The organism is Halococcus morrhuae DSM 1307, from assembly GCF_000336695.1.
GTDB lineage: Archaea > Halobacteriota > Halobacteria > Halobacteriales > Halococcaceae > Halococcus > Halococcus morrhuae.
In genome coordinates this window covers 25,919-51,072 of sequence record NZ_AOMC01000093.1, presented here as the reverse complement: position 1 = coordinate 51,072, position 25,154 = coordinate 25,919, and the positions used below count along the sequence as shown (strand labels likewise).

The 25,154-nt window shown below is 65.9% G+C and carries 26 protein-coding genes and 1 pseudogene; 18 read left to right on the top strand and 9 right to left on the bottom strand.

Annotated elements, in window-relative coordinates:
- On the bottom strand, window positions 1–1,085 hold a 1,085-nt coding region (locus C448_RS06820; RefSeq protein ID WP_004053109.1), incomplete at its 3' end, for an AAA family ATPase.
- A gap of 116 nt (window positions 1,086–1,201) precedes the next feature.
- Here C448_RS06820 and larC point away from each other — a divergent pair.
- On the top strand, window positions 1,202–2,536 hold the full coding sequence (gene larC / locus C448_RS06815) for a nickel pincer cofactor biosynthesis protein LarC (protein ID WP_049916127.1): 1,335 nt from the start codon (window positions 1,202–1,204) through the stop codon (window positions 2,534–2,536).
- Here the strand turns inward: larC and C448_RS06810 are convergent.
- Window positions 2,533–3,171, bottom strand: a complete 639-nt coding sequence (locus C448_RS06810; protein ID WP_004053105.1) for an NUDIX hydrolase — start codon at window positions 3,169–3,171, stop codon at window positions 2,533–2,535. The genes larC and C448_RS06810 overlap by 4 nt on opposite strands.
- The gene (locus C448_RS06805) at window positions 3,168–3,890 is read right to left on the bottom strand and encodes a hypothetical protein (RefSeq protein ID WP_193363116.1); all 723 of its coding nucleotides are present in this window, start codon (window positions 3,888–3,890) and stop codon (window positions 3,168–3,170) included. Before C448_RS06805 ends, C448_RS06810 begins: the two co-directional genes overlap by 4 nt.
- An 83-nt stretch (window positions 3,891–3,973) precedes the next feature.
- Here C448_RS06805 and radB point away from each other — a divergent pair, with 83 nt between their 5' ends.
- A complete protein-coding gene (gene radB, locus C448_RS06800; RefSeq protein WP_004053101.1) occupies window positions 3,974–4,669 on the top strand; it encodes a DNA repair and recombination protein RadB in 696 nt (231 codons plus the stop codon).
- Here radB and coxB read toward each other — a convergent pair.
- Window positions 4,666–5,511: a cytochrome c oxidase subunit II gene (gene coxB, locus C448_RS06795; RefSeq protein ID WP_004053099.1), complete on the bottom strand. Its 846-nt coding sequence runs from the start codon at window positions 5,509–5,511 to the stop codon at window positions 4,666–4,668. The genes radB and coxB overlap by 4 nt on opposite strands.
- A gap of 112 nt (window positions 5,512–5,623) precedes the next feature.
- On the opposite strand from coxB, the gene C448_RS06790 reads away from it, so the two are divergent.
- Genes C448_RS06790 through C448_RS06775 form a run of 4 tightly spaced genes read left to right on the top strand, consistent with a single transcriptional unit; the run spans window position 5,624 to window position 9,062 of the window.
- Window positions 5,624–7,048, top strand: a complete 1,425-nt coding sequence (locus tag C448_RS06790) for a heme o synthase (protein WP_004053098.1) — start codon at window positions 5,624–5,626, stop codon at window positions 7,046–7,048.
- Window positions 7,049–7,089: 41 nt separating this feature from the next.
- Complete coding sequence (locus C448_RS06785) at window positions 7,090–7,320, top strand: SelT/SelW/SelH family protein (RefSeq protein WP_004053096.1); 231 nt, start codon at window positions 7,090–7,092, stop codon at window positions 7,318–7,320.
- A gap of 48 nt (window positions 7,321–7,368) precedes the next feature.
- Complete coding sequence (locus C448_RS06780) at window positions 7,369–8,319, top strand: ABC transporter ATP-binding protein (RefSeq protein ID WP_004053093.1); 951 nt, start codon at window positions 7,369–7,371, stop codon at window positions 8,317–8,319.
- Window positions 8,316–9,062 (top strand): ABC transporter permease, encoded by a 747-nt coding sequence (locus C448_RS06775; RefSeq protein WP_004053091.1) that lies wholly within the window; start codon window positions 8,316–8,318, stop codon window positions 9,060–9,062. Before C448_RS06780 ends, C448_RS06775 begins: the two co-directional genes overlap by 4 nt.
- A gap of 98 nt (window positions 9,063–9,160) precedes the next feature.
- On the opposite strand, the gene C448_RS06770 is transcribed toward C448_RS06775, so the two are convergent.
- The gene (locus C448_RS06770; protein WP_004053089.1) at window positions 9,161–9,769 is read right to left on the bottom strand and encodes a DUF420 domain-containing protein; all 609 of its coding nucleotides are present in this window, start codon (window positions 9,767–9,769) and stop codon (window positions 9,161–9,163) included.
- Window positions 9,770–9,859: 90 nt separating this feature from the next.
- On the opposite strand from C448_RS06770, the gene C448_RS06765 reads away from it, so the two are divergent.
- From C448_RS06765 to C448_RS06750, 4 genes are all read left to right on the top strand, one after another.
- On the top strand, window positions 9,860–10,315 hold the full coding sequence (locus tag C448_RS06765; protein ID WP_004053086.1) for a hypothetical protein: 456 nt from the start codon (window positions 9,860–9,862) through the stop codon (window positions 10,313–10,315).
- A 58-nt stretch (window positions 10,316–10,373) separates the two neighbouring features.
- Window positions 10,374–10,793, top strand: a complete 420-nt coding sequence (locus C448_RS06760) for a cobalamin B12-binding domain-containing protein (protein WP_004053084.1) — start codon at window positions 10,374–10,376, stop codon at window positions 10,791–10,793.
- Complete coding sequence (gene meaB, locus C448_RS06755) at window positions 10,790–11,839, top strand: methylmalonyl Co-A mutase-associated GTPase MeaB (protein WP_004053081.1); 1,050 nt, start codon at window positions 10,790–10,792, stop codon at window positions 11,837–11,839. Before C448_RS06760 ends, meaB begins: the two co-directional genes overlap by 4 nt.
- 86 nt (window positions 11,840–11,925) lie before the next feature.
- A complete protein-coding gene (locus tag C448_RS06750; protein WP_004053079.1) occupies window positions 11,926–12,153 on the top strand; it encodes a hypothetical protein in 228 nt (75 codons plus the stop codon).
- A gap of 4 nt (window positions 12,154–12,157) precedes the next feature.
- Here C448_RS06750 and C448_RS15495 read toward each other — a convergent pair.
- The 3 genes and pseudogenes from C448_RS15495 to C448_RS06730 form a co-directional block, all read right to left on the bottom strand.
- Window positions 12,158–15,246: pseudogene (locus C448_RS15495) on the bottom strand (FAD-binding and (Fe-S)-binding domain-containing protein).
- A gap of 55 nt (window positions 15,247–15,301) precedes the next feature.
- Window positions 15,302–16,264 carry an AEC family transporter gene (locus C448_RS06735; RefSeq protein ID WP_004053077.1) on the bottom strand — a complete coding sequence of 321 codons (963 nt, stop codon included), beginning with the start codon at window positions 16,262–16,264 and terminating at the stop codon, window positions 15,302–15,304.
- A gap of 53 nt (window positions 16,265–16,317) precedes the next feature.
- Window positions 16,318–17,301 (bottom strand): NADPH:quinone reductase, encoded by a 984-nt coding sequence (locus C448_RS06730; RefSeq protein WP_004053076.1) that lies wholly within the window; start codon window positions 17,299–17,301, stop codon window positions 16,318–16,320.
- Between the two features lie 74 nt (window positions 17,302–17,375).
- Between C448_RS06730 and C448_RS06725 the strand changes: the two genes are divergently transcribed.
- From C448_RS06725 to C448_RS06705, 5 genes are all read left to right on the top strand, one after another.
- Entirely contained in the window at window positions 17,376–18,035 is a 660-nt protein-coding gene (locus tag C448_RS06725; RefSeq protein WP_004053073.1) for a glycerophosphodiester phosphodiesterase, read from the top strand.
- A gap of 143 nt (window positions 18,036–18,178) precedes the next feature.
- Window positions 18,179–19,321, top strand: coding sequence for an ADP-forming succinate--CoA ligase subunit beta (sucC, locus tag C448_RS06720; RefSeq protein WP_004053071.1), 1,143 nt, complete (start codon window positions 18,179–18,181; stop codon window positions 19,319–19,321).
- Window positions 19,318–20,187 (top strand): succinate--CoA ligase subunit alpha, encoded by an 870-nt coding sequence (sucD, locus tag C448_RS06715; RefSeq protein WP_004053061.1) that lies wholly within the window; start codon window positions 19,318–19,320, stop codon window positions 20,185–20,187. The genes sucC and sucD overlap by 4 nt, the downstream gene beginning before the upstream one ends.
- A 406-nt stretch (window positions 20,188–20,593) precedes the next feature.
- The gene (locus C448_RS06710; protein ID WP_004053059.1) at window positions 20,594–21,436 is read left to right on the top strand and encodes a ZIP family metal transporter; all 843 of its coding nucleotides are present in this window, start codon (window positions 20,594–20,596) and stop codon (window positions 21,434–21,436) included.
- A gap of 81 nt (window positions 21,437–21,517) precedes the next feature.
- Complete coding sequence (locus tag C448_RS06705; RefSeq protein WP_049916124.1) at window positions 21,518–22,102, top strand: DNA-3-methyladenine glycosylase family protein; 585 nt, start codon at window positions 21,518–21,520, stop codon at window positions 22,100–22,102.
- Between the two features lie 121 nt (window positions 22,103–22,223).
- Here C448_RS06705 and C448_RS06700 read toward each other — a convergent pair whose 3' ends face one another.
- Complete coding sequence (locus C448_RS06700) at window positions 22,224–23,228, bottom strand: cation diffusion facilitator family transporter (RefSeq protein ID WP_004053051.1); 1,005 nt, start codon at window positions 23,226–23,228, stop codon at window positions 22,224–22,226.
- 210 nt (window positions 23,229–23,438) lie between these two features.
- Between C448_RS06700 and sdhC the strand changes: the two genes are divergently transcribed.
- Genes sdhC through C448_RS06685 form a run of 3 tightly spaced genes read left to right on the top strand, consistent with a single transcriptional unit; the run spans window position 23,439 to window position 25,056 of the window.
- On the top strand, window positions 23,439–23,831 hold the full coding sequence (gene sdhC / locus C448_RS06695) for a succinate dehydrogenase, cytochrome b556 subunit (RefSeq protein WP_004053050.1): 393 nt from the start codon (window positions 23,439–23,441) through the stop codon (window positions 23,829–23,831).
- On the top strand, window positions 23,832–24,197 hold the full coding sequence (locus C448_RS06690; protein ID WP_004053049.1) for a succinate dehydrogenase hydrophobic membrane anchor subunit: 366 nt from the start codon (window positions 23,832–23,834) through the stop codon (window positions 24,195–24,197). It begins immediately after the preceding gene.
- A gap of 4 nt (window positions 24,198–24,201) precedes the next feature.
- Window positions 24,202–25,056, top strand: a complete 855-nt coding sequence (locus tag C448_RS06685; RefSeq protein ID WP_004053047.1) for a succinate dehydrogenase/fumarate reductase iron-sulfur subunit — start codon at window positions 24,202–24,204, stop codon at window positions 25,054–25,056.
- The last annotated feature ends 98 nt before the right edge of the window (window positions 25,057–25,154 follow it).

The window sequence follows — 25,154 nt, the reverse complement described above, 5'->3', positions numbered from 1 at the left end:
TGTGGTCCAACCTCTGGCACGCCGATCTCGATCTCGCGGTCGAAGCGGCCGCCACGGCGCAGCGCGGGGTCGATGCTGTCGACGCGGTTGGTCGCGCCGATGACGATGACCTGACCACGACTCTCCAGGCCGTCCATCATCGTCAGTAGCTGGGCGACGACGCGGCGCTCGACCTCTCCCGTCACGTCCTCGCGCTTCGGTGCGATCGAGTCGAGTTCGTCGATGAAGATGATCGCCGGCGACTCCTCGGTCGCGTCCTCGAAGATCTCCCGGAGCTGCTGTTCGCTCTCGCCGTAGTATTTGGAGATGATCTCCGGACCGGCGATCGAGAAGAAACTCGCCGAGGTCTCGTTGGCGACGGCCTTCGCCAGCAGGGTCTTCCCCGTGCCGGGCGGACCGTGCAGGAGCACCCCCTGTGGCGGCTCGATACCCAGCTTCTGGAAGATCTGGGGGTGTTTCATCGGCAGTTCGACCATCTCGCGGACGCGCTGGATCTCACCCTGGAGACCGCCGATGTCCTCGTAGGTGATGCCGCCGCCGGTTTTCTCGAAGCCCGAGATCGGCTCCTCGCGGAGCTCGACGTCGGTGTCCTCGGTGATGAGCGCCACCCCGTCTGGCTCGGTGTCGACGGCGATGAGCGGGATCGCCTGGCCCGGCGAGCGCATGAACGGGTGGTTGGTCGAGCTCATCACGGGCACGATGTCGCGTTCCACCACGGGTCGCTTCAGGATCTGGCGTTTGACCATCCCGGCCGCGTCGCTGCCGAACTGGACGGAGGCCTCCTCGGGCGGCGCGAGCACGAGCCGGTCGGCCGTCCCGGGATCGGCCTTGCGGATCTCGACACGTTCGCCGATGCCGATATCGGCGTTCTGTCGCGTGAACCCGTCGATCCGAACCGTATCGGTGTTCCAGTCCTGCCGATCGGCGCGCCAGACCTTCGCGGCGGTCGTGTCGCCACCCTCGATCTCGATGATGTCGCCCGGCGAGAGCTTGAGATGCAACAGGGTATCCGGATCGAGGCGGGCGATGCCGCGGCCCGAGTCGTTGGGGTACGCCTTCGCCACCTCCAGTTGGACTTCGTTCATGGCTGGCTGATGTCCGATACTCCGTCGCTGGCGGGGTTATGCCTTTTGCCTGTCCGCCCATGCCGAACAATCACGGCGACCGGACGGCTTTTCGCCATGCCAACCCCACCCCAACTATGCGAACACTGGCGTTCGACGGTCGCATGGGCGCGAGCGGCGACATGCTCTGTGGCGCGCTGCTCGCCGCCGGCGCGGATCCCGATGTGTTGGAACCGATCGAGGAGGCACTCGACGTCCGGTACGCGATCGACACGACGACGAAGAACGGTATCGACGCGACGACCGTCACCGTTCTTCTGGACGACGAATCCACCGACGGCCACGGCCACAGCGAAGCCGACGACGATCGATCACACGACCACACCCATCCTCACGACGACCACGATCACGAGCACACACACGAGGGACATGACCACCACGGCGATCACGACCATCCCCACGATCACACGCATGCCGAGGGCGCTGGCCCGACCCGATCCTACACCGAGGTCGTCGAACTCGTCGAGTCGATGGAGCTCCCCGAGGAAGTCGAACACGACGCGACGGCGATCTTCGAGATCTTGGGCGAGGCGGAGGCGGCGGTCCACGGCACCGATCTCGATGCAACTCACTTCCACGAGGTCGGCGCTGACGACGCCATCGCGGACGTCGTCGGGGCGACGCTCCTTTTTGATTCGCTCGACGTCGAGCGCGTCGTGACGACGCCGATCGCAGGGGGCGGCGGCACGGTCGCGATGAGCCACGGCACCTATCCCGTGCCGGCACCCGCGGTGGTCGAGGCCGTCGAACGCGCCGATTGGGCGCTCCACGGTGGCCCGGTCGACGGCGAACTCCTGACTCCCACGGGTGCGGCGATCCTCGCACACGTCGCCGACGGCGTCGAGCGATTGCCTGCACTCGATCTCGACGCGTCGGGCTACGGCGCTGGCGAGCACGACTTCCCCGAGCATCCGAACGTGCTCCGGGCGCTGGTCGGTTCGAGCAGCGAGGGCCTCACGCGCGAGGGGATTCGCGTGCTCGAAACGAACCTTGACGACGCCTCGCCGGAGGTACTCGGCGGGCTGCACGACAGTCTCACAGAGGCCGGCGCGCGCGACGTCTCGATCCTCCCGACGACGATGAAGAAATCCCGTCCGGGCCATCTCGTGAAAGTCATCGTCAGGCCCGAGGACACGGAACGGGTCGCCCGCCGGCTCGCCGTCGAAACGGGAACCCTCGGCGTGCGCGAGACCGGCGCACGCCACCGTTGGGTCGCCGAACGCGCCTTCGAGACCGCGACAGTCGCCGTCAAGGGCGAGGAGTACGAGGTCGCGGTGAAGATCGCCAGCGATTCCGAGGGAACGGTCTACGACGTGAGCGCCGAATACGACGACGCGAGTGCGGTCGCCGCCGAAACCGACGTGCCAATTCGAGAGGTCATGCGGCGAGTCGAAAACGCGGTCCGCAGCTAATCGTCGCCTTCGCGTCCGTCACGTTGTTGCTCCGACCAGCGGTCGCGCGCATCGAGCGCCGGTCCGCGAAAGTCGAGCGTCCACGCTGGAACGTCCTCGATCTCCCAGTAGTCCAGTGCATCGCCTTCGTGTGAAAGGCCGAGCGTCCCACCAGCCATCTCACAGAGATACAACAGGAGCACGTGACCGTGCGGATTGAGCCGGTTCGGTTCCATCATGTAGGCGTCGACGACCTCGATCGTTTCGACAGCGAGACCCGTCTCCTCGCGAGTCTCGCGGATCGCCGTCTCGGCCGGCGGTTCGAGCGGTTCGACCGCGCCGCCAGGGATGTCCCACGTGCCGGCGACGTACTCCGAGCCCTCCGGCCGTTGCATCAACAGCATCCGGCCCTCGTCGTCGAAAATCGCGGCCTTGACTCCGACATTCGGCGTGACGTAACCGAGATCCTGTGCGAGGCGGTCATGGATCTCTTCCGGTGGAACGTCAAGGGTCATACCGTAGTATTCGCCGACGAGTTCTAGGATTCGTTCGTACCGCTCACGGTCGTAGGGATCGTCCGCGAAGAACAAGCCGGCCTGTGCCATCACCCGGAGTTCGTCGAGCAGCGGAAGGAGATCCACACTGTCGTCGTTCATTGGCCACGATGCTCCGCAAGCGCCTCCTGGATGGTCAACTCGCCGGCGGCGACACGGCGGGCGAGCGTCTCGTCGATCTCGCGGTTGGTTGCCGATTGCTCGCGCGAGCGCGCCTTGATCACGTCGAGTTCGCCGACGGTCGGCTCGACGGTACGTTCGCGGACCTGCTCGCCGGAGCGCCGGGCGATGTTGACGGCGGCGAGCACGTCGCCCATTCCGCGCGCACCGGTGCCGAGCGAGGGCGTCGTGCCGGTCTCGTCGACCAGCTCCACGGGAACGTCGAGTTCGTCGATGACGGATGCACCCGTGAGTCGCGCGCCATCGCCGACGCGAACGATCGGGTCCGCCGCGTCGGCGATCTCGTCGGTGATGACCCCGGCAGCGTCCGCGAGTGGGACGTGAAACGCCGCGACCACCACGTCGCCCGAGAGCACGGCGATACCGGGGCGATCGCCGGGATCGACGCCGACGATCGTCCGCCCACCGTCGCGCAGCGACGAGAGCGCGCTCTCGACCGCCCGCCGTGGCTCCGTCGGATCGGCGCGGACGATCTCGATCTCTTTGTCGGGCACGTCGTCCCCGTCACCAACGATGAGAACGTGCGTCCGCTCGGGGAGTTCGTCGCCGGGCTCCACCGTCGTGAACTCGACGCCGCGCTCGCGGAGTTCGGTGACGACGCCGTGATAGAGCTCGAAGTCGGCGGTGGCGACGACGATCACGTCCACACTCGACCGCCGGCACAGATAAACGCTCACCACGCGGCGACAGGACGACTTTTGGTGGGCGGGCGGCAACGGACGCCGTGAGCGAACCGCTTTCGACCGGCTGTGGGGTGCTCGACGACCTCCTCGGCGGCGGGCTCCCGCGCGGGGCCGTCACCCAGGTCTACGGCCCGCCGGCCGCCGGCAAGACGAATCTCGCGCTGTCGGCGGCCGTCGCAACGGCCGTCGACGGTGATCCGAGCTACTACATCGACACCGAGGGCCTCTCCGTGGCACGCTTCGAGCAGCTCGCGCAGGCACGCAGCGCCGATCTCGACGATCTCACCTCGCGCATCGTCGTCGCCGAGGCGCTCGATTTCGACGAACAGGAGGAGGCCGTCCGCGATGCCGAACAGCTCGCCGAACGCACCTCGTTGATCGTCCTCGACAGCGCGACGGGCTTCTATCGTCTGGAGCGGACGAACCGGGAGGACGGCGAAGCGCTCCGGCAGATCGGTCGTCAGGTGACGCATCTACTGTCGCTCGCACGCAAACACGATCTCGCCGTGTTGCTCACCAATCAGGTGTTTGCCGACCCCGAGAGCGAGTCGGGGCGGGCGCGGGCGCTCGGCGGCCACACGCTCTCACATCTGACGGGGACGATCCTCAGACTCGAACGGTTCCGAGCGGGCAACCGCCGAGCGACGCTCGAAAAACACGGTTCGAAAGCCGCCGGCGAGACCTGCCGGTTTGCGATCACGAACGACGGTCTCGAAGCGGTCGAAGAAGGGGTTTAGGCCGGGTTCGCGGCGACGGGGGCCAGCGACGAACTGTTCGCCGAGTCGCCCGCACTCTCGCTCGAACCGCTACTGGATTCCTGCTCGTCAAGCCAGGACTGGTACTCGCCCTGCGGCATGACCGTCATGTTGGCGAGCATCTTCGAGTGGCCGGAGCCACAGAACTCGGCGCAGTAGAGCTGGTAGGTGCCGGGTTCGGTCGCGTTGGTCATGATCGTGTTGTACTGGCCGGGGATGGCGTCCTGTTTGAGGCCGAGCGACGGCACGTGGACGGCGTGGATGACGTCACGGGAGGTGATGTGGAGATAGACCGACTTGTTCGCCGGTATCGCGAGCTCGGTCGAGGAGTTGACGCCCGCGTCCGGATAGATGAACTCCCACCCCCATTGGAAGGCATCGACCTCGATCTCGACGGCCTGCTTACTATCCGGGGCGGTCGCTCCCGAGCGGTTCGGATGCGTGACCGACGGTTGGATCTCCTGTTGGGCCTGTGGCTGTGCCTGATTCTCGTCGGCCGTTAGCGCGATCGCCGGGTTGCCGAGCACCGTGTAGGAGGCGACACCGACGAACAGGAGGATGATCGCGGTGGCGATCGTCCACGTGATTTCGAGCCGTCGGTTCTCGCGGGTCGGCTGCGGATCGTCGTTGTTCCGAAATTTCCAGACTGCGTAGACCAGAATGACCTGGACGAGCAGCGTTATCGGGATCGCGACGTAGAGCAGCTTCGCGTTCAATCCGTAGATGAGGTCCGCGTTGACCGACTGTGCCAACACCGGTTCCGTCGCGGCGAGAACGGCCCCGACCACCAGCAGGGCGTACCGCCCGAGACGCGTTTTGGTCATCTGTCCGCGCTTCGGTAGTGGAGCATAAATACCTGCTGACTCCCCCGCCGATGGCCGAAAACGCGGGGCCTAAGTACGCCGATTGCGAAGATCGAAACCGAGTCACAACACCGTGACAGCCAACACAGCCACCGAGCGCAGACGGGTGACGACGCTGCTTGCGGCCGCGGCCATCGGCGTCTATCTCCTGATCGTCGTCGGGGCGACGACGGCGCTGACCGAGGCGACGCAAGCCTGTTCGACCTGGCCGCTCTGTGGCACCGATCTCTCCGATCCGCGCGTGCTCATCGCGTGGGGCCACCGCCTCGCGGCGCTCGTCGTCGGCGTCGTCGTCCTCGCGGCGCTCGTCACGACCTGGCGATCGTCCACGTCGCGGCGCGCGAAGGCTACCCTCCTCGTCCCGTTCGTCCTCTACCCCGTCCAGATCGGACTGGGCGCGCTCGCCGCGACCGCGACGACCGCTACCGCCGACTGGCTCTCGACGCTTCACCTGCTCTCCGGGATGGCGATCTTCGTCGGGCTCGTTCTCGCACTCGCGTGGACGCTCGAACTCGGCACCGACGACACGGCACCGGTCACGGACCCGGATCCACTCACGGCCACACCGACCGACACCGACACCGGCGAAACCCCGTCACTGCAAACCCCGTCACCGCCATCCGGCCCGCTCGCCCGCGCGAGGCGGATCGGCGCGGCGTATTTCAGACTGATGAAGCCCCGATTGATGTGGCTGCTCTGTCTCGTGGCGGCTGCTGGGATGGCGCTCGCGGCCGGGCCGTCGCTCGATGCCGGGATCGTGATCCGCGTGCTCGGCGGTGGCGTGCTCGCGATCGGTGCGAGCGGCACGTTCAACCACGTTCTCGAACGCAAGAAGGACCGGAAGATGCAGCGGACGAGCGATCGCCCGCTCGCCACCGACCAGGTGGGCGTGACGAACGCGCTCGCCTTCGGCCTCCTGCTGGCGGCCGCCTCGCTCGCGCTGTTCCTCTCGGTCAACCTGCTGGCGGCCGCGCTCGGCCTCTGTGCCATCCTCTTTTACAGCGTGATCTACACGCTCGTCCTCAAACCGAACACGGTACAGAACACCGTTCTGGGTGGTGCCGCGGGCGCGCTCCCGGCGCTCATCGGCTGGGTCGGGGTGACGGGAACGGTGGGCGTGCCAGGGCTCGCGCTCGCGGGCGTCATCTTCCTCTGGACGCCGGCGCACTTCTACAACCTCGCGCTCGCGTACAAGGACGACTACGCCCGCGGTGGCTTTCCGATGCTACCCGTGGTCCGTGGCGAGCGTGTCACCCGCCGGCATATCGTCTGGTATCTCGCGGCCACGCTGCTCGGCGCGAGCGTGCTGTCGGCGGTCACGTCGCTCGGCTGGCTCTACGCCGGCGCGACGGTCGCCTTCGGCGCACTGTTCCTCTGGACGGTCGTCAGACTCCACCGCGAGCGCAGCGAACAGGCTGCCTTCCGCGCGTTTCACGCCTCGAACGCCTATCTCGGTGCGCTGCTGTTCGCCATCGTCGTCGACGCCATCCTGCTCTGAGCCGGCGATAGGCGTAAATCGGCCGAGATGCAATCGCGCCCATGGCGACAGTCGAGATCGAATACTGCGTCCCCTGTGGCTTCCTCGAACGCGCCGAAAACGTCCAGCACGCGCTGCTCACGAACTTCGGTGCCGAACTCGACCGGGTGGCGCTCGTCACCGGCGATCACGGCGTCCTTGAAGTACGCGTCGACGGCGAGACGGTCTTCGACAAGAGCGAGGACGAGTACGATGTCGACGGCATCACCCGCGAGGTGCGCGGTCGGCTCTGACGCTCGCCGAATCGAACCCCTTAGAACGGCTGCGGTCGTCGATCCGGCATGGATGCGGTACTGCGTGCTGAGGACGTTCGCCGGGAGTACGGCGAAACGGTGGCACTCGACGGTGTCTCGCTGTCGGTCGCCGCCGGCGAGGTGTTCGCGCTGGTCGGCCCGAACGGCGCGGGCAAGACGACACTCGTGCGTGCGCTGACCGGCACCACCGCGATCGACGGGTCGGTGTCGCTGTTCGGCTCGTCGCCCGACGCGGTCGAGAACGCACGCCTCGGCGTGCTTCCCCAATCGTTTTCGCCCCCGGCACGGCTGAGCGCGCGCGAACTGCTCGACTACTACGCCGGTCTGTACGACGATCCACGCGACGTCGAGAGCGTCCTCGACGACGTCGGGATGGTCGACAGCGCCGACACCCGGTACGAGGATCTCTCGGGTGGGCAACAGCGCCGGACCTGCGTCGGCGCGACGCTCGTCAACGATCCCGACCTGCTGGTGCTTGACGAGCCGACGACGGGCATCGATCCGGCCGGCCGGCGCGCGCTCTGGCGACTCTTGGAGGGGCTCGCGGCCGGTGGCACGACGATCCTCCTCACCACCCACTACATGGCCGAGGCCGAACGGCTCGCCGATCGGGTTGGGCTGCTCGCCGACGGCCAGCTGGCCGCCGTCGGTACGCCCGGCGATCTCGTCGCCGAATACGGTGGTCGGTCCAGACTCGAGATCGAGACCGACGCCGACGCGACGGCGCTCGACGGGCTCGCTCACACGATCGACTCCCACCCGACGGGCATCGTCGTGAGCGACGTTTCGGCGACCGAGATCGGGACGGTGGTGGACGCGCTCGAACGGAACGGCATCGACTACGGCGAACTCGCGTGGCGACAGCCCGACCTGGAGGACGTCTATCTCACGGTGACCGACGAGAGCCGTTCGCGCGACGGTATCGACGACGACTGTTCGCTTGCGGATGCGGGACAGGAAGCGGAGGTGGCGCAATGACCGCGACCGGCCGGATCGGTGCAGCCACCAGCGCGGCGTGGCGCTCGTTCCTGCGCCGGCGGACGGCCGTCTTCTTCACCTTCTTTTTCCCCGTGATCCTCATCCTCATCTTCGGCGTGCTGGTCGGCACGCGCCCGACCGGCGGCGGACTCTTCACGGAATCGCCGGCGTACTACGTGCCGGGCTATCTGGCCGTCGTCGTGCTCTTCACGCCGCTCTCGCGCGTCGGCAGCACGGTCGCGCGCCATCGCGAGGGCAATCGCTTCGAGAAACTCGCCAGTACGCCGCTCACCCGTCCGGAGTGGCTACTCGCCCAGACGCTCGTCAATGTGCTCATCATCGGGCTTGCTGGCCTGCTCATCCTCGGACTCGTCGTCCTCCTCACGGGTGCGGACGTGACGCTTTCGGTCGTCGTCGTTCCGTTCGTCGTCGTCTCGGTCGCGCTGTTCTGTGGCGTGGGCGCGCTTCTCGGCAGCCTCGCCGACTCCCAGGACGGGGTCATCGCCGCAAGCAACTCGCTGGCGCTCCCGCTCCTTTTCCTATCCGATACGTTCGTGCCGCCCGATCTGCTCCCCGAGTGGTTTCAGCCGGTGATGAACGTCTCGCCGCTGACGTACTTCGCCCGCGGCGTACGCACGGTCGTCACCGGCGGGAGCGGCTGGGAGCTCGATCTCGTGGTTTTGTGCGTGCTCGCGGTCGTCTTCTTCGCGCTCGGGGCGTACGCCCTGCCGCGGACCGACTGACCGGAGAGCTGTGACTCGATTTTCATCCTGAAGCGGAACAGCCGTAGCAGAGATCGCCGCGAATCGACCGGATAGAGGATGCTCTCAGTTCGACAGCGCTACCGTGGTGCCCAGCCGTAGAGGTGGTTCAGCAGGAAGTAGGTCACGACACCCAAAAAGAGACTGAGCGACCACGAGGCGACCGCGATGCGGCCGATGCGTGCGTGGGCGGTCTCCTTGAGTTCGGCCGGCGTGTGGGTCAGCCCGAGCACGACCGGGTAGATGACGACGGGGACCGCGATCGCCGACAGCAGGATGTGGATCGCGAGCATCACCAGATAGAGCGGCTTGACGATGCCAGCATAGCTGGCGAGGAACTGACCCTGCTCGATGACGATTTGCTTCTCGAAGCCTCCACCGACCTTCCAGAGATAGAGCACCAGGAAGACCATGATGAGCCCGAAGGCGGTGAGCATCGCCGCGCGGTGGCGGCGGACGTCGTCGCGTCGGATGAAGAAGAAGCCGACGAGCAGCGCCGTCAGCGCGAGACTGTTGACGACGGCGATGGCGTCCGAGAGCAGGATGACCGTCCCGTCGTCGATCGACGGAAAGATATCGAGGACGCCGGCGAACGTCCCGATGACGAGCACGTAGCCGATCACCGAGAGGACGGCGGTCGCCGCGAGCGGATGCTCCTTGACGGGGCCGTGCGTGCTGGCTGTTGCCATTCTCGGCCGTTGGCTCGTTCGAACCATCGGTCTTCTGGTTCGGCGCGGCGGCGGGGGAAGATATTTATTGGCGGTTTCGGCAGTAAATGTATGGTCCGATCGATCCTTCGGAGCGCGCTGCTCACGCGGTACTCGTCGCTCCGATTCCTCCTGATGCTCCTCGGCGTCTGCGTTCTGCTCGCCAGCGGGCCGATCTGGCTCGGCACGGCCGATTTCGATTACCAGTTCGGGTACAATGGCCAGGTCGACGAACTCAGCTTCCAGCAGCAAACGCAGACGACACCGTACCGACAGCTCGACGCCGGGACGAAACGCATCGTCGACAACGCCATCGACGGGCAGAGCTACAGTTTCGAGGACGACAGCCGGAGCCTGCCGAAATACGTCTCGCGCGATGGGACGTTCTACGGGTTCACGTCCAGACGGGCGATCGACTGGGCAAATCCGGGATCGTTCGTCCCGATCCTGACCGCGCTGGCCGGATTCTGGCTGGTCTTCGAGGCGGTCCAGCACGAGCGCCGACAGCTCGGACCGCACGGCTACTGACGATCGTGCATCGTTTTTCACCGATAAACACAAATCGGCGGCGGCTGAATGGGCGTGCATGAGTGCAGAGCAGACACAGCGGCCAATCCGCTGTCTCGTCGCCAAGGTCGGACTCGACGGCCACGACCGCGGCGCGCACGTCATCGCGCGCGCCTTCCGCGATGCGGGCTTCGAGGTCGTCTATTCTGGCCTCCATCGCTCGCCGGACGAGGTCGTCCAGGCCGCCGTCCAGGAGGACGTCGACGTCCTCGGGATTTCCATTCTCTCGGGGGCGCACAACACGCTCGTGCCCAAGATCCTCGACGGACTCGACGAGTACGGCGCGCTCGACGACACGCTCGTCATCGTCGGCGGGATCGTTCCCGACAAGGACGAGGACGAGCTCAGAGAACGGGGCGTCTCGGCCATCTTCGGCCCCGGTGCGTCGATGGATGACACCATCGAATTCGTTCGCGAGAACGCCCCCAAGCGCGAATGAGCGGGCTGCTCGACCGCCTGCTCGACGGCGATCACCGCGCGCTGGCGCGGGCGATCACGAAGATCGAAAACCGCATGCCGGGCCACCGCGAGCTGGTCTCCTCGCTCTACGATCACACCGGCAACGCCGAGGTCATCGGCATCACGGGCAGCCCGGGCGCGGGCAAATCAACCCTCGTCGACAAGGTCGCCGAACACTATCGGAGTCAGGGCCTCACCGTCGGCGTCATCGCCATCGACCCCTCCTCGCCCTTTACTGGCGGCGCGGTGCTCGGCGATCGCATCCGAATGGCCTCGAACGTCGGCGACATGGACGTCTTCTTCCGCTCGATGAGCGCACGCGGCTCGCTCGGCGGCGTCTCGATCGCCACCGCCGACGCCGTGAAGGCGCTCGACGCATTCGGCAAGGACAGGATCATCGTCGAGACCGTCGGAGCCGGCCAAAACGAGATCGACATCGTGAAAACCGCCGACACGGTGACGGTGCTCGTCCAGCCCGGCAGCGGCGACGACGTGCAGATGCTCAAGGCCGGCATTCTGGAGATCGCCGACGTGTTCGTCGTGAACAAGGCCGATCTCGACGGTGCCGACAGAACAGTCCAAGAACTGAACGAGATGCTCCAACTGCGCGATGACGACGGTGGACGCTCTTCGACCGGCCACCACGCGGGCCATCACGCCGAGTCGGCCGAGGCGGTCGCGCTCCAGCGCACGGAGGCCGAAAACGGCTGGATGCCGCCGATCGTCGAGGCGGTCGCCACCCGTGGCGAGGGCGTCGAAGAGTACGTCGACGCGCTCGACGACCATCGGGCACACCTCGAAGCGACGGGCGAACTCGAAGCGAAGGCACGCGCCCGCTACGCCGAGGAGATCCGTACCCTGCTGCGCGAGGACACCGCCGAACTCCTCACCGAGGAAATCGCCGCCCACGGCGGCATCGAGGAGCTCGTCGCGGGCGTCACCGCCGGCGAGACCGACCCCTACGAGATCGCCGATAGCGTGCTCGCCCCGATCGCCGACTGTGCCCGCCAGCAGCGCGATTCCTGAGTCGAGCTGTCGAAAAATCGGGTGATACCGTGGTGCGCGGTAGATCACCGCAACCGGTATAGGCGAGCGCGAGATACCGACGCCCCATGAAACCGCTTCCCGTAGCGGTCGGATTGGTGGCCGTCGGCGTTGTCGTGGTCGTGTCCGGTAGCCCCGACACAGCAGCCCTCTCCGTCGAGTTGTCGAGCGGCGCAGCGGTCATGCTCCAACTCGAAGGTGCACAGGACCTCATCGAGCGCATCGACGCGATCCTCGAATCGGTCGTCGATCTGTTGCGGACGATCGGCCAGCTGTTCGGCGAGTCGGGCGGCTGAGGCGTCAGCGCGCGATCGCCAGCGCGACCCTCTCGATCGGATGACGCGGCGCGGTTTCGTCGGGGCGGTCGCCGAGTTGGGTGCGACAGGAGGTGCCGGGCGCGACCACTTCCTCGCCGCCGCTCTCGTCGACCTGCTCGAAGAGGATGTTCCCGATCGCCTGCGAGAGGTCGTAGTGTTCTTCCTCGTAGCCGAACGAGCCGGCCATGCCACAGCAGCCCGAATCGAGCGGGTCCACGGCGTAGCCGGCCCGTCTGAGAACGCCGACCGCGTGGTGGTCCTTGTTGAGCGCCTTCTGGTTGCAGTGGCCGTGGTAGGTGAGCGATTCCTCTCGATCGGTGAAGTCGATCTCCTCGTCGAGTCGCAGCACGTCGATGTATTCGAGCACGCCGTAAGCGTCGCCGGAGACTCGCCGAGTCGGGTCGTCGTCCGGCAGGAGATCGAGATACTCGTCCTGGAACATCACGGCGTCCGAGGGCTCGGTGAAGACGACCGACCAGCCGTCCCGGACGTAGGGATCGAGCGCCGCGACGTTCGTTGCCGCGCGCCCGCGCGCTTCGTCGAGAAAGCCCTTCGAGTAGGCCGGCCGGCCGCTCGACACCACGTCGTCGGGGATCTCGACGTGGACACCGGCCGCTTCGAGCGTCAAGATCGCGGCCTTCCCCGGGGTGGTGTTGCTGTAGTTCGTGTAGGTGTCGGGAAAGAGCAGGGCCTTCTCGTTGGCGTCGGCCACCGAAATTTTGGAACCACCGCGGGCGGCGAACCACTCCTCCAGACTCTCGCGCTCGAAGTGTGGCAGTTCGCGCTCGGCGGCGATGCCGGCGACTCGTTCCATCGCGGTTCGTGCGCCCGGTAGTTTCGGCCCCCAGTTCGACAGCGGCGCAAATCGGCTGCCGAGCGCGGCCAGACTGTCGATGTTGGCGAAGAGGCGTTCGCGGAGACCCGCCCCCTCGCGCTCGTGGTACTCGTGTTTGACCTCCGTCTTGATCTTCGCCATGTCGACGCCCGTCGGACAGTCGCTCTTGCAGCCCTTGCAGCCGACACAGAGGTCGAGCACCTCCTCCTGGAACCGTTCGGAGAACATCTCCTCCTCAGAAATCTCGCCGGAGATCCCCGCCCGGAGCATGTTCGCCCGCCCGCGCGTCGTCTGGATCTCCTCCTTCGAGGCGCGGTAGGTCGGACACATCGTGTTCGAGTCGGTCTGCCGGCAGGTGCCACAGCCGTTACAGAGCTCGATGGCGTGCGAGAAGCCACCTTCTCCCTCGAAGTCCATCTCGGTCTGCGGTTCGAGGGAGGAATATTCCNGCCACAGCCGTTACAGAGCTCGATGGCGTGCGAGAAGCCACCTTCTCCCTCGAAGTCCATCTCGGTCTGCGGTTCGAGGGAGGAATATTCCGCCCCGTACCGGAGGTTCTCGCGCATGTCGGCCGGATCGTCCGCCCAGTAGACCACCTTGCCGGGGTTCATCCGCCGGTCGGGATCGGCGGCGAGTTTGAGTTCCTGGAACGCGCTCCAAAGTACCTCGCCGTACATCTTCGGGTTGAACTCCGTGCGTGCGAGGCCGTCGCCGTGCTCGCCCGAAAAGGAGCCGTTGTGCTCCAGCACGAGCGTGGTGACGTCCTCTGAGATCGAGTGCATCGTCTCGACTCCTTCGTTCTCCTTGAGGCTGAGGATCGGACGGATGTGGAGCGTCCCCGATCCGGCGTGCGCGAAGTACGCCGCCGACGTGTCGTGGTCTTTCAGCACTTCCTCGAACTCACCCACGTATTCGGCGAGCTCCTCAGGAGGAACGGTCGCGTCCTCGATGAACGGGTAGGGTTTCGGATCGCCTTCGAGACTCATCAACAGCGGGATCGCGGCCTTGCGGAGCTTCCAGAGCTTCAGTTGATCTTCCTCGGAATAGGCCTCCAGTACCTCGAAGGCGCTTCCCTCGTCGACGAAGTGGTTGTTCGTCGCCCCGATCGCGTCCTCGAAGTCGTCGCGGAGCTCCGAATCGTATTCGAGCATCAGCGCCGCGGCCGTCCCCTCGGGGATCGGTTCGGCGTACTGGGCGAACTCGGTCGACTCGCTCGCCAGCCGGAACACCTCGTCGTCCATCAGCTCGACGGCGCTCACGTCGAAGTCGAGCGCCTCGGGGACGGCCTCCATCGCGTCGCCCAAACTCTCGAAACAGTAGAGCGCGAGCGCGGTCTCGTCGGGCTTGCTCACGAGGTCGAGCGTCGCCTCGACGATCGTCCCCAAGGTCCCCTCCGCGCCGACGAACAGTTTCGTGAGGTTGATGACTTCTTCGCCGGCCTCGTTCTCGTAGATAGCTTTGTGGAGGTTGTAGCCAGACACCGAGCGCTTCAGGGTCGGATAGCGCTCGTCGATCTCCGCTTCGTTCTCCTCGACCAGTTCTCGTACCGTGCGGTAGAGCGCGGCCTCGCGGTCGTCCTTGTCGACCAACCCGTCCCACTCGGGACTATCCAGGACCACGGGGCGAGTATGGATCAGCGAGCCGTCGGCGAGCACGACCCGCAGCTCCGCGGTGTAGGCGTCGGTGATGCCGTAGCGCACCGAGTGCGCGCCGGTACTGTTGTTCCCGATCCCGCCGCCGATCGTCGCCCGGTTCGAGGAGGCGGGGTCAGGTGCGAACTTGAGATCCCACTGATCGAGATGGTCGTCGAGATGATCCTGGACGACGCCGGGCTGGACGGTTGCAGTTTTCCCGTCGGGATCGACATCGAGGATCGAATCCATGTGGCGGGTCGTATCGAGCACGACACAGCCCGGTCCCACGGCCTGCCCGGCCAGCGACGAGCCGGTGCCGCGCGGGAGCACCGGTGTGTCGTGGTCGGCAGCGACCCGGATCGCCGCTCGCACGTCCTCGGTGTCGCGCGGGCAGACCACGCCGGCGGGTCGGGCCTGATAGATGCTGCCGTCGGTCGCGTAGAGGATCTGTGAGTATTCGTCGAAGCGCACTTCGCCACGGATCTGCTCGCGGAGATCGGCGGCGAGCGCGCGATACTCGGCGACGTCGGCGTGATCGTGGCCGAGCGCGTCGGCCGAGGTTTGGATATCCGGTGGGTCGTAGAACTCGTCATCGACGGCCATACGTTCGATGGGCGCGAAGCGCTGTTAAGAGCTATGATAACGGATACCAACTCCGCTACAGCAGCGACTCGACGAGGCCCGATTTGAGGAGCGTAATCAACAGCGTGAGCACGGGCACGCTCAGGAGCGTCGTCGTGAGGACGGCCGCGCTGACGTACTCCGGGCCGCTGACGCCTGCCGGCGGCTCGCCACCCAGTTCGATGAGCAGGATGAGCGACGTGATCGCCGCCGGCGCGGCACATTCGAGGACGAACACGCGCGCGACGGTCGTGTTGCCGAAGTCGAGCATGGACACGATGGCGAGCCCGACGGCCGGCGCGACGAGGAGTTTGAGAACGTTCGCCGGTCCCACGCGCGACAGCGCCGCGCCGTAGTTCGCGCTCGCCAGTTGGACTCCCACCAAAATGAGCATCAGCGGGATCGACGCGTCGCCGACGAGCTGGATCGTCGTCATCGTCGCGCCGTCGGCCGGTGGGACGAGCCCGAGCGCGCGCACGACGAGTGCGAGCACGACCGCATAGACCAACGGCAGTCTGAACACCTTCGTGAGCGCGCCGAGACCGCGCGCACCGCCGGCCCGCGAGGCGAGATACACGCCCACGGTGTAGATGACGACGCTCTGGGCGACCAGATAGAGGACCGCCGTCGCCCGGCCGGTCTCGCCGAAGGCGAACTCGGAGAGGGGGATCCCGTAGTTGCCCGAGTTCGAGAAAGCGCTCACCAACACGAACGCGCTCTGTATCGGTTCGCTCTCGCCGAGCACGCGGCCGACACCCTCCGCGAGCCCGACCATGACCAGGATGAAGACGACGACGCCGACGAACACCTTCGCCAGCGTCGCGCCGCCGACCGTGGTCGTCGTGAGACTGTGGAAAACCAGCGCTGGCACGAGTACGTAGACGGTGACGGTGTTGAGCGGGCCGACGTCGATCTCACGGACGCGCCCGAGAACGAAGCCGACCGCCGCGATGGTGACGATAGGGAGGATGGCCGTGGCGAAGACCGAGAGCAGCGACATGGCCCGGCCTACTCAACACCGGGTTACGAACGTTGCGAGACGGTCCGGGCCGATCATCGCTCCGGAACGAGCACGAGTTTCCCGAGGAAACTCTCCTCCAGGACGGCGCGCTGTGCGTCGCCCGCCTCGTCGAGTCCGTACTCGCGGGCGATGTCGATCGTGAGGTCGCCGGCATCCATGAGCTGAGCCAGCCGGGCGAGCGGCACGCGGAACTCTGGCGTGTTGAACATACTCATGAACTGGTAGGAGACGTCCTTGCTCCGCGCGACACCGTCGTTCTCCAGACCGACCGCCGGATCGCTCTCGCCGATACCGACCACCCGCGCGCCGGTCGCGGCCACGTCGGCATCGAACTGGAGGTAGTCGTCGAGGCGGTGGTCGAGGATCACGTCGACGCCGTCGGTTCCCGGACCCGCGCTCGCGACCTCCTGGACCGCGTCGGCGAGATCGTCCCGCAAGTAATCGAGGACCGCGTCGGCACCCAGTTCGGCGAGGCGGTCGTGGTAGTCCGGGCTGGCGGTCGTCAGCACCCGTGCGCCAGCCGCGGCGGCGAGCTGGACCGCGACGTGGCCGACCCCGCCGGAGCCGCCGTGGACAAGACAGGTTTCACCGGGTTCGAGCGCCGCGTGATCGACGAGCGCGCGCCAGGCCGTCACGCCGGCGACGCCCGCCGCGCCCGCCGCAGTCGTGTCCACACTGTCGGGCAGCGTGACGAGTCGATCCGAGGGGACGGCGACGCGCTCGGCGTAGCCACCGTAGTGCTCGCGGCCGATGCCCGTCCCGTAGACGCGATCGCCGGACGCGAATCCCTTGACCGCGGAGCCGGTCTCGCGGACCTCGCCGGCGAAGTCTGTTCCAGGAACCATCGGGAGCGAGAACGGTTCGTATCCCCCGTCTCGGAAGTAGGTATCGACGGGGTTGACGCCGGCGGCGTGGACGTCGACGACCACCTCCTCGTCGTCTGGTGTGGGGTCGTCGATCTCCTCGGTTGTGAGCACGTCCGGACCGCCGTGATCGTGATATCTGACGGCGCGCATGACGGTGACTCGTCGACCAGCGAGAAAAAACTACCTCCGAGAGGGCTTTGTCCGTCGGCGGTCAAACGGCCCCGATGCGGCTCATCGCCCACCGCGGCTTCGCCGACCGCTATCCCGCGAACACGCTCGTCGCCATCGAGAACGCGGTCGCCGACGCGGACGTGATCGAGCTTGACGTTCGACGGTGTGGCTCGGGTGAACTCGTCGTCTTCCACGACGAGGTGGTCGATCGGGCGACCGACGGCTCCGGGCGCGTCGACGAGCTCCCGCTCTCGCGGCTCGAAGCGCTCGACGTACATGACACGAATACTGGAATTGTGTCGCTTACGGAGGCTGCTGACGCGATCCCGAACGGAACGGGGATCAACCTCGAACTGAAGGAGCGCGGGATCGCGAACGAGGCGGTCGCGGCCGCTTCCACGGTCGACAACGAGGTCATCGTCTCCTCGTTCGACGGCGAGGCGCTCGACCAGCTCGACACCGACGATCCGACCGTGGAGCTGGCCTATCTCTTCGGGCTGAACACCGACGAGGATTTCGAGAACGCGCTCGCGCTCGACTGTGGGTATATCCACGTCCATTGGAGTCACTGGCTGCTGACCGACGCGATCGAGCGCGCCCACGACGCCGGCATGGGGGTGAACGTCTGGACGATCGACAGCCCGATCGCGGTCGGGCTGCTCGAACGGGCCGGCGTCGACGGCGTCATCGCCGATTCGCCGGACGTACTCTGAGTGGGGAGAGTTGGCGAACATCGTTCGTCGGTGGCCACGAGCGGCGACATGTCCACGATCTGTCCGACAAGAGTCCGCTGACCGGAACGAGCAACGTCGCGAATCGCGGGGATTTATGCGCTCGCCACTCCGTTCACGAGGTGATGCGACTCCACGAATATCAGGCAAAGGAAGTCTTCGCCGAGGCCGGCATGCCGACGCCCGAGTCGGTGCTGGCCGAAAGCACCGACGAGGTGCTCGATGCGGCCGAATCGATCGGCTATCCGGTTGCGGTGAAGGCACAGGTCCACGTCGGCGGGCGGGGGAAGGCCGGCGGGATCGAGCTCGCCGAGAGCGACGAGGAGGCCCGCGAGGCCGCCGACTCCATCCTCGGAATGGATCTCAAGGGCTACACCGTCGAGCGCGTGCTCGTCGAACAGGCCGTGGATTTCGTCGACGAGCTCTACGTCGGCGTGACGATGGACCGCGGCGCGGGCGAGCCCGTGGCGATGGTCTCCTCTGAGGGTGGCGTCGACATCGAATCGGTCGCCGAGGAGAGCCCGGAAGCCATCGCGCGCGAACACGTCGATCCCGCCTTCGGCATGCACCACTACCAGGCCAACCGGGCGGTTTACGATGCGGGCGTCGATCGCGCGGTCGCCTCCGACGTCGCGAGCGTGCTCACGACGCTGTTCGACCTCTGGGAGGATCGCGACGCGAGTGAGGCCGAGATCAACCCGCTGATGATCACGGGCGACGACGAGGTCGTCGCCGCCGACGCGGTGATGAACATCGACGACGACGCGCTCTTTCGCCAGCCAGACCTCGCCGAAATGGAGGAGGCCGCGGCGGGCGACGATCTCGAAGCGAAGGCCAACGAGTACGGGTTCGACTACGTCCGCCTCGACGGCAACGTAGGAATCATCGGCAACGGGGCCGGGCTCGTCATGACGACGCTCGATCTCGTCGACTACTACGGGGGCGAACCCGCGAACTTCCTCGACATCGGCGGCGGCGCGAAGGCCGAACGCGTGGCGAACGCGCTCGACATGGTCTTCTCGGACGACAACGTCGACAGCGTGGTCTTCAACCTCTTCGGGGGCATCACCCGCGGCGACGAGGTGGCACGCGGCATCAACAGCGCCATCGAGGAGTTCGACGAGCTCCCGAAACCCGTCGTCGTCAGGCTGGCAGGGACGAACGCCGAGGAGGGGATGGAGATCCTGAACGCCGACGCGCTCGACATCGAGCAGACGCTCGAAGGCGCGGTCCAGCGATCTGTCGAGCAGGCTGGGGGTGCACAATGAGCGTGCTCGTCGACGAGGACACGCGCGTGGTAGTTCAAGGGATCACCGGCGGCGAGGGCGAGTTCCACGCCGGTCAGATGATGGAGTACGGGACGAACGTCGTCGCGGGTGCAGTCCCCGGTCGGGGTGGCGAGGAGGTCCACGGCGTGCCGGTCTACGATACGGTCACCGGCGCTGCCGAGGCCGAGAACGCCGACGCGTCCGTCGTCCTCGTCCCGCCGGCCTTTGCGGCCGACGCCATCTTCGAGGCGCTCGATTCGCCCGTCGATCTGGTGGTGGCGATCACCGAGGGGATCCCGACCCAGGACATGAGTCGCGTCAAAAAGCGCCTCGGCGAGACCGACAAACACCTCGTCGGGCCGAACTGTCCCGGCGTCATCACACCCGGCGAGGCCAAGTTGGGAATTCTGCCGGGCAACATCTTCTCGTCGGGCAACGTTGGGCTCATCTCGCGCTCGGGCACCCTGACCTACCAGGTCGTCGATAACCTCACCGATCGCGGGCTGGGTCAGACGACGGCGATCGGGATCGGCGGCGATCCGATCATCGGGACGGACTTCGTCGACGCGCTCTCGCTGTTCGAGGACGATCCCGCGACCGACGCGATCGTGATGTGCGGCGAGATCGGCGGCAGCGACGAGGAAGAAGCCGCCCGATACATCGACGAGAACATGGACACGCCCGTGGCGGGCTTCATCGCGGGCCGGACCGCGCCCGCCGGCAAGCGGATGGGTCACGCCGGCGCGATCGTGAGCGGCTCCGGTGCCGGTACCGCCGAGAGCAAGATCGAGGCGCTCGGCGACGCCGGCGTGCCCGTCGGCGACACGCCCGAGGAAGTCGCCGACAACGTCGAAGAGCTGCTGTAAACCGCTGATTCCCCGTTTTTCGATCGTTTCTGGGTGCAGTCCTGCGTTCCGATCGGTCGTGAGCCGGCGACCGCCAGCAGAGCGTGGCAATTGGTAACAACATTTAAGCAACTGGCTGTGCAACCGTGGGATGCAGACACGCGGGGTCTGCGCTACGCTCGGCCGACACGGGGCCGCCGAGTGTGGGAGCATACGCGAACCACGGGCCGGGGGCCAAACCGGCCGGCCCGTTTTTCGCTCGCGATCACGAACGAACAGTGGCAACGACAACGAACTGTTTCGGAGACGAAACTCATATCCTTTCATCCGACTAAACGAGTCGTTGGATGCAGCGCAAGAGCCGTTTATCGGCTACAACGAACGATGCGATTTCCCCCGGAGATCACCACCATCGGACGATAGACCCATGTTAGAGGAGTTCTTCGTCCGGCTGGCCGGCACGGACCCGATCTGGCAGGCGCTCGTCGGCGGGCTGGTCATCGCCGGGCTCAACGCCGTCGGCGCGCTGTCGGTGGTCGTCTGGCGCGATCCGAGCGATCGCGCGCTCGACGGCGCGCTCGGCTTCGCCGGCGGCGTCATGCTCGCGGCGAGTTTCACGAGTCTCATCATCCCCGGTATCGAGGAGTACGCCAACGGGAGCCTCTTCCCGGTCGTCGTCGGCGTCCTGCTCGGTGCAGTCGTGCTCGATCGCGGCGAGAAGTGGGTTCCATACGTCCAGCGCCTCGTCACCGGCCGCAGCAGGGAGGAGCTTTCGACTGATGGAGGCGAGGCAGTCGCGGCCCAGCAGGCAGCCAGCGAGCGCCGTATCACCCCACTCATCATCTTCATCGTCGCCATCACGCTGCACAACATGCCCGAGGCGCTCGCGGTCGGCGTCGGCTTCGGCTCGGGCAACCTGAGCAACGCCATCGCGCTGATGCTCGCCATCGGCATCCAGAACATCCCAGAGGGGCTCGCGGTCGCGGTCGCCGCCCGCAACGCCGGGCTCGGCTCGCTGTTCTACGCCGGCATCACGGGGATCCGCTCGGGACTCGTCGAACTCCCGATCGCCGTCTTCGGCGCGGTCGCGGTCTCGTTCGCCGCTCCTCTCCTGCCCTACGCGATGGGCTTTGCCGCCGGCGGCATGCTCTACGTCATCATCGACGAGATCGTTCCCCAGACCCACGAGCGCGGCCACGAGCGGGTGGCGACGCTCGGCACGATCATCGGGCTGGTCGTGATGCTCTCGCTCGATGTCGCGCTCGGTTGAGACCGACTCGCGTTCGATGTGTCGCTTACGAGCGATCGCCGCGACCACAATCGATATCGCCGTCACGCACCCATTCGAGCCGTGTCCGACGCCCACGAGACGCTCCGCGAGGACCCCGTACTGCGCGCGCTGATCGAGGAGTTCGGCGAGATCGAGATCGACACCGCCGAGGAACCCTTCGAGCGACTGGTCGTTTCGATCGTCAACCAATCGATCTCGACGGCCTCGGCGAACGCCGTCCGCGAACGCGTCTTCGAGCGCTTCGACGAGGTCACGCCAGCGACGGTGCTCGCGGCCGATGCCGACGAACTCAGCGATGCAGGCCTCGGTGAGACGAAAACCGAGTACGTCAGAAACGCTGCTCGTGCGTTCCGCGAGCGCGATCTCGGCCGCGAGGGGCTCGCCGACGCGTCCGATGAGGAGGTCATCGACGAACTCGGCGAGATCCGTGGGATCGGCGAGTGGACCGCGCGGATGTACCTCATCTTCGCGCTCGGTCGCGAGGACGTCCTCCCGCTCGGCGATCTCGCGGTGCGCCGTGGCATCGAATCGCTATACGGGGATGGCGGGGATCTGACACGTGGAGAGATGCGTGAGATCGCCGAGCGCTGGCGACCGTACCGGAGCCTCGCCACGCTCTACATCTGGCACCACTACGAGTCGTAGCCGTCACAGCTGTCGGTTCGTCCATCTCGGCTGGCTCGATCCTTTCCTCTCCTTCCCGCTTGTTCAGCGATACGACCTGTCCACGAGGTGAATATCGTCAAACAAATTTCGGCGTCTGCGGTCAGCGATGATCGTGGGCGGTGAGGTGAGCGTGATCGGTCTCACCGGGTGGACAGAGTTCGATGGTCGCGTGGTCGACGTCGTTCGTGGCGAGCACGTCGTGCACGCGTCGGGTGAGCGCGTTGTCGTCGGTAGAGGTATCGACTTCGACGTGTGCGGTGGCGATGGTGATCTCGCTGCAGATCTGCCAGGCGTGGAGGTCGGCGACCCGCTCGACGCCGTCGGTCTCCTCGATCGTCGCGCGCACTGCTTCGGTGTCGAACGGCGTGCGGTGGAGGAAGATCCGGCCACTCCCGCGCAGGAGCTTGCCCGCGCTCCAGACGATGACGAGCGCGATGAGTCCCGCCGTAATCGGGTCGATGATTCGGATGCCTGTATACGTGACCGCGAGCACGGAGACGATGACTGCGATCGACCCGCCGGCGTCGCCGAGGAGATGGTAGAACGCGCCACGCTCGTTGAGACTCATCTCGCCGCCCTCGATGACGTAGACCGACAGCAGGTTCACGATGAGACCGCCGACGGCGATGGCAAGCGTCGGCCCGGTGGCGATGGCGACGGGATCGACGAAACGCTGGTAGGCCTCGTAGAGGATGAACCCGACCATCGGGAGCAGCAGCGCGCCATTGACGAACGCCGAGAGCGGTTCGAGCCGGTGGAGGCCGAACGAGTAGCGATCGTCGGTGCCGTAGCGAGCGGCGACGTAGGAGGCTGCGAACGCCATCACGTACGCGAGCGCGTCGAACAGCATGTGGATCGCGTCGCTCAGCAAGGCGACCGAACCGAACAGCAGCCCGCCGGCAAGCTCGGCGACAAAGCCGAGCAGGTTGATCGCCGCGACGAGCGCGAGATTGCGCGTGCTCGTGTCGCCGTGTCCACCCGCGTGGCTGTGACCGTCCGCACGATCGTGATCGGTCGCGTGATCGTGGTCGTGGCTCGTCTCGTGTCCGTGGCCACCGACCCCTCCACCGTTTTGCTCACCAGTGTGCGCTGGTGTATCGCTCATTACCGACTATCGGCTCTCCGGATGTATTAACTCTACTGTCAAAATGGCCCCAATTGCTGGCCATGATTATTAAATTTTTCGGCGTGGATTATTATCGATGGGCCGACCGTCCATTGCCGGTATCGATCATGAATCGGGAGCCGTCGTGCAGTCTGTATCGCTATCCGGTGACGTAACGCCTTTATCATGCGGGTTCGACCGTTAACGTGCATGAGTCAGTCGCATAATCGGGGTCTCATCGAGGACTTCGGGCGGTGGCGGGAGTTCGCGCCCGGCATGTGGGCGTGGATATTTCACAAGTTCACCGGCTGGGTGCTCATCGGCTACCTGTTCACCCACGTCGCCGTCCTGAGCACCGCGATCTCCGGCCCGCAGTTGTACACGACGACGCTGCGCTCGCTCGAAAGTCTGCTGTTGGTGCGCGTCCTCGAAGTGGGGCTGCTCGCCGTGGCGACCTTCCACATCATGAACGGGATCCGGCTGCTGTTCATCGATCTCGGCGTGGGTCTCGAATCACAGGACAAGAGCTTCTACGCATCGCTCGTGCTGACGGGTGCGATCGCCGTCGCGAGCGTGCCGACCTTCCTCTCGGGGGCCTTCTGAATGGCCGAACGTTATTCTTCATTCGATCGGCGCGGCTGGGCGTGGTTCCTCCAGCGACTGACCGCGGCGTTTCTCGTCATCGTACTCGCCTTCCATTTCATGCTGCTGCACTTCGTCAACCACGCCTACGAGATCACCTTCCTCGGCTCGCAGGCGCGGATGAGCCAGGTGGGCTATTTCATCACGATGGTGCTCTTCCTGGTGACGGCGACGTTCCACGGCGTCAACGGCGTGTTCAACGCGCTGGTGAACCAGGGGCTGAAGGGGACCCAGAAGAAGGTCGTCCTCGGCGTGCTGGCAATCGCCGGCCTGGGGCTCGTCATTCAGGGGATCCGACTCGCACTCGCGATGACGGGACTGGTGTAAACACATGAGTACACAGCTACAACGAACCGAAACCGAAGGGGACGAATCGCCACAAGAGCAGCGCCTCGAACGCAAGAGTCTCGCCGAGGGCGAACGCGAGGCCCAGCGCACTGAGGAGGAATCGACCGGTGACGAGACGCCGCACGTCCACCTCAAGGTGTTCCGCTACGATCCGGAGGTCGAGGCCAAGCGCGAACCGCGCTTCGACGACTTCCGCGTGCCCGCGCCGCAGGGGACGACCGTGCTCGACGCGCTGATGTACGCCCGCGACGAGTTCGACTCGACGCTCACCTTCCGCCACTCCTGTCGGCAGGCGGTCTGTGGCTCGGACGCGCTGTTCATCAACGGTTCACAGCGACTCGGCTGCCAGACGCAGATCCAGGATCTGGACCAGCGGCCCGTGCGCGTCGAACCGCTCCCCCACCAGGAGGTCGAGAAGGACCTCGTGGTGGACATGGAGCATTTCTACGACCAGATGGAGGCCGTCGAGCCGTACTTCCAGGGTGAGACGCCCGACGAGGAAGAGCAGCTCCAGAGCCGCGAGAACCGCGAGAAGGTGAAGATGAGCACGCGCTGTATCTGGTGTGGTGCCTGCCAGTCCTCGTGTAACATCGCCGCCGGCGACAACGAGTATCTCGGCCCCGCCGCGATCAACAAGGCCTACCGGTTCGCGATGGACGAGCGTGAGGACGATGACATCAAGAAACACCGGATGAACATCCTCGAACAGGAACACGGCGTCTGGCGCTGTCAGACCCAGTTCTCCTGTACCGAGGTCTGCCCGAAGGACATCCCGCTCACGGAGCACATCCAGGAGATGAAGCGCGAAGCGGTGAAGGACAACTTAAAATTCTGGTGACGTAATAGATTTATCTAGCACGGAGGCGAAGCACATGAAAATGGCGAGGACTTTTGCGGACTTCCACGGTTTCGAGGGCAAACACGAAGCGATAGACA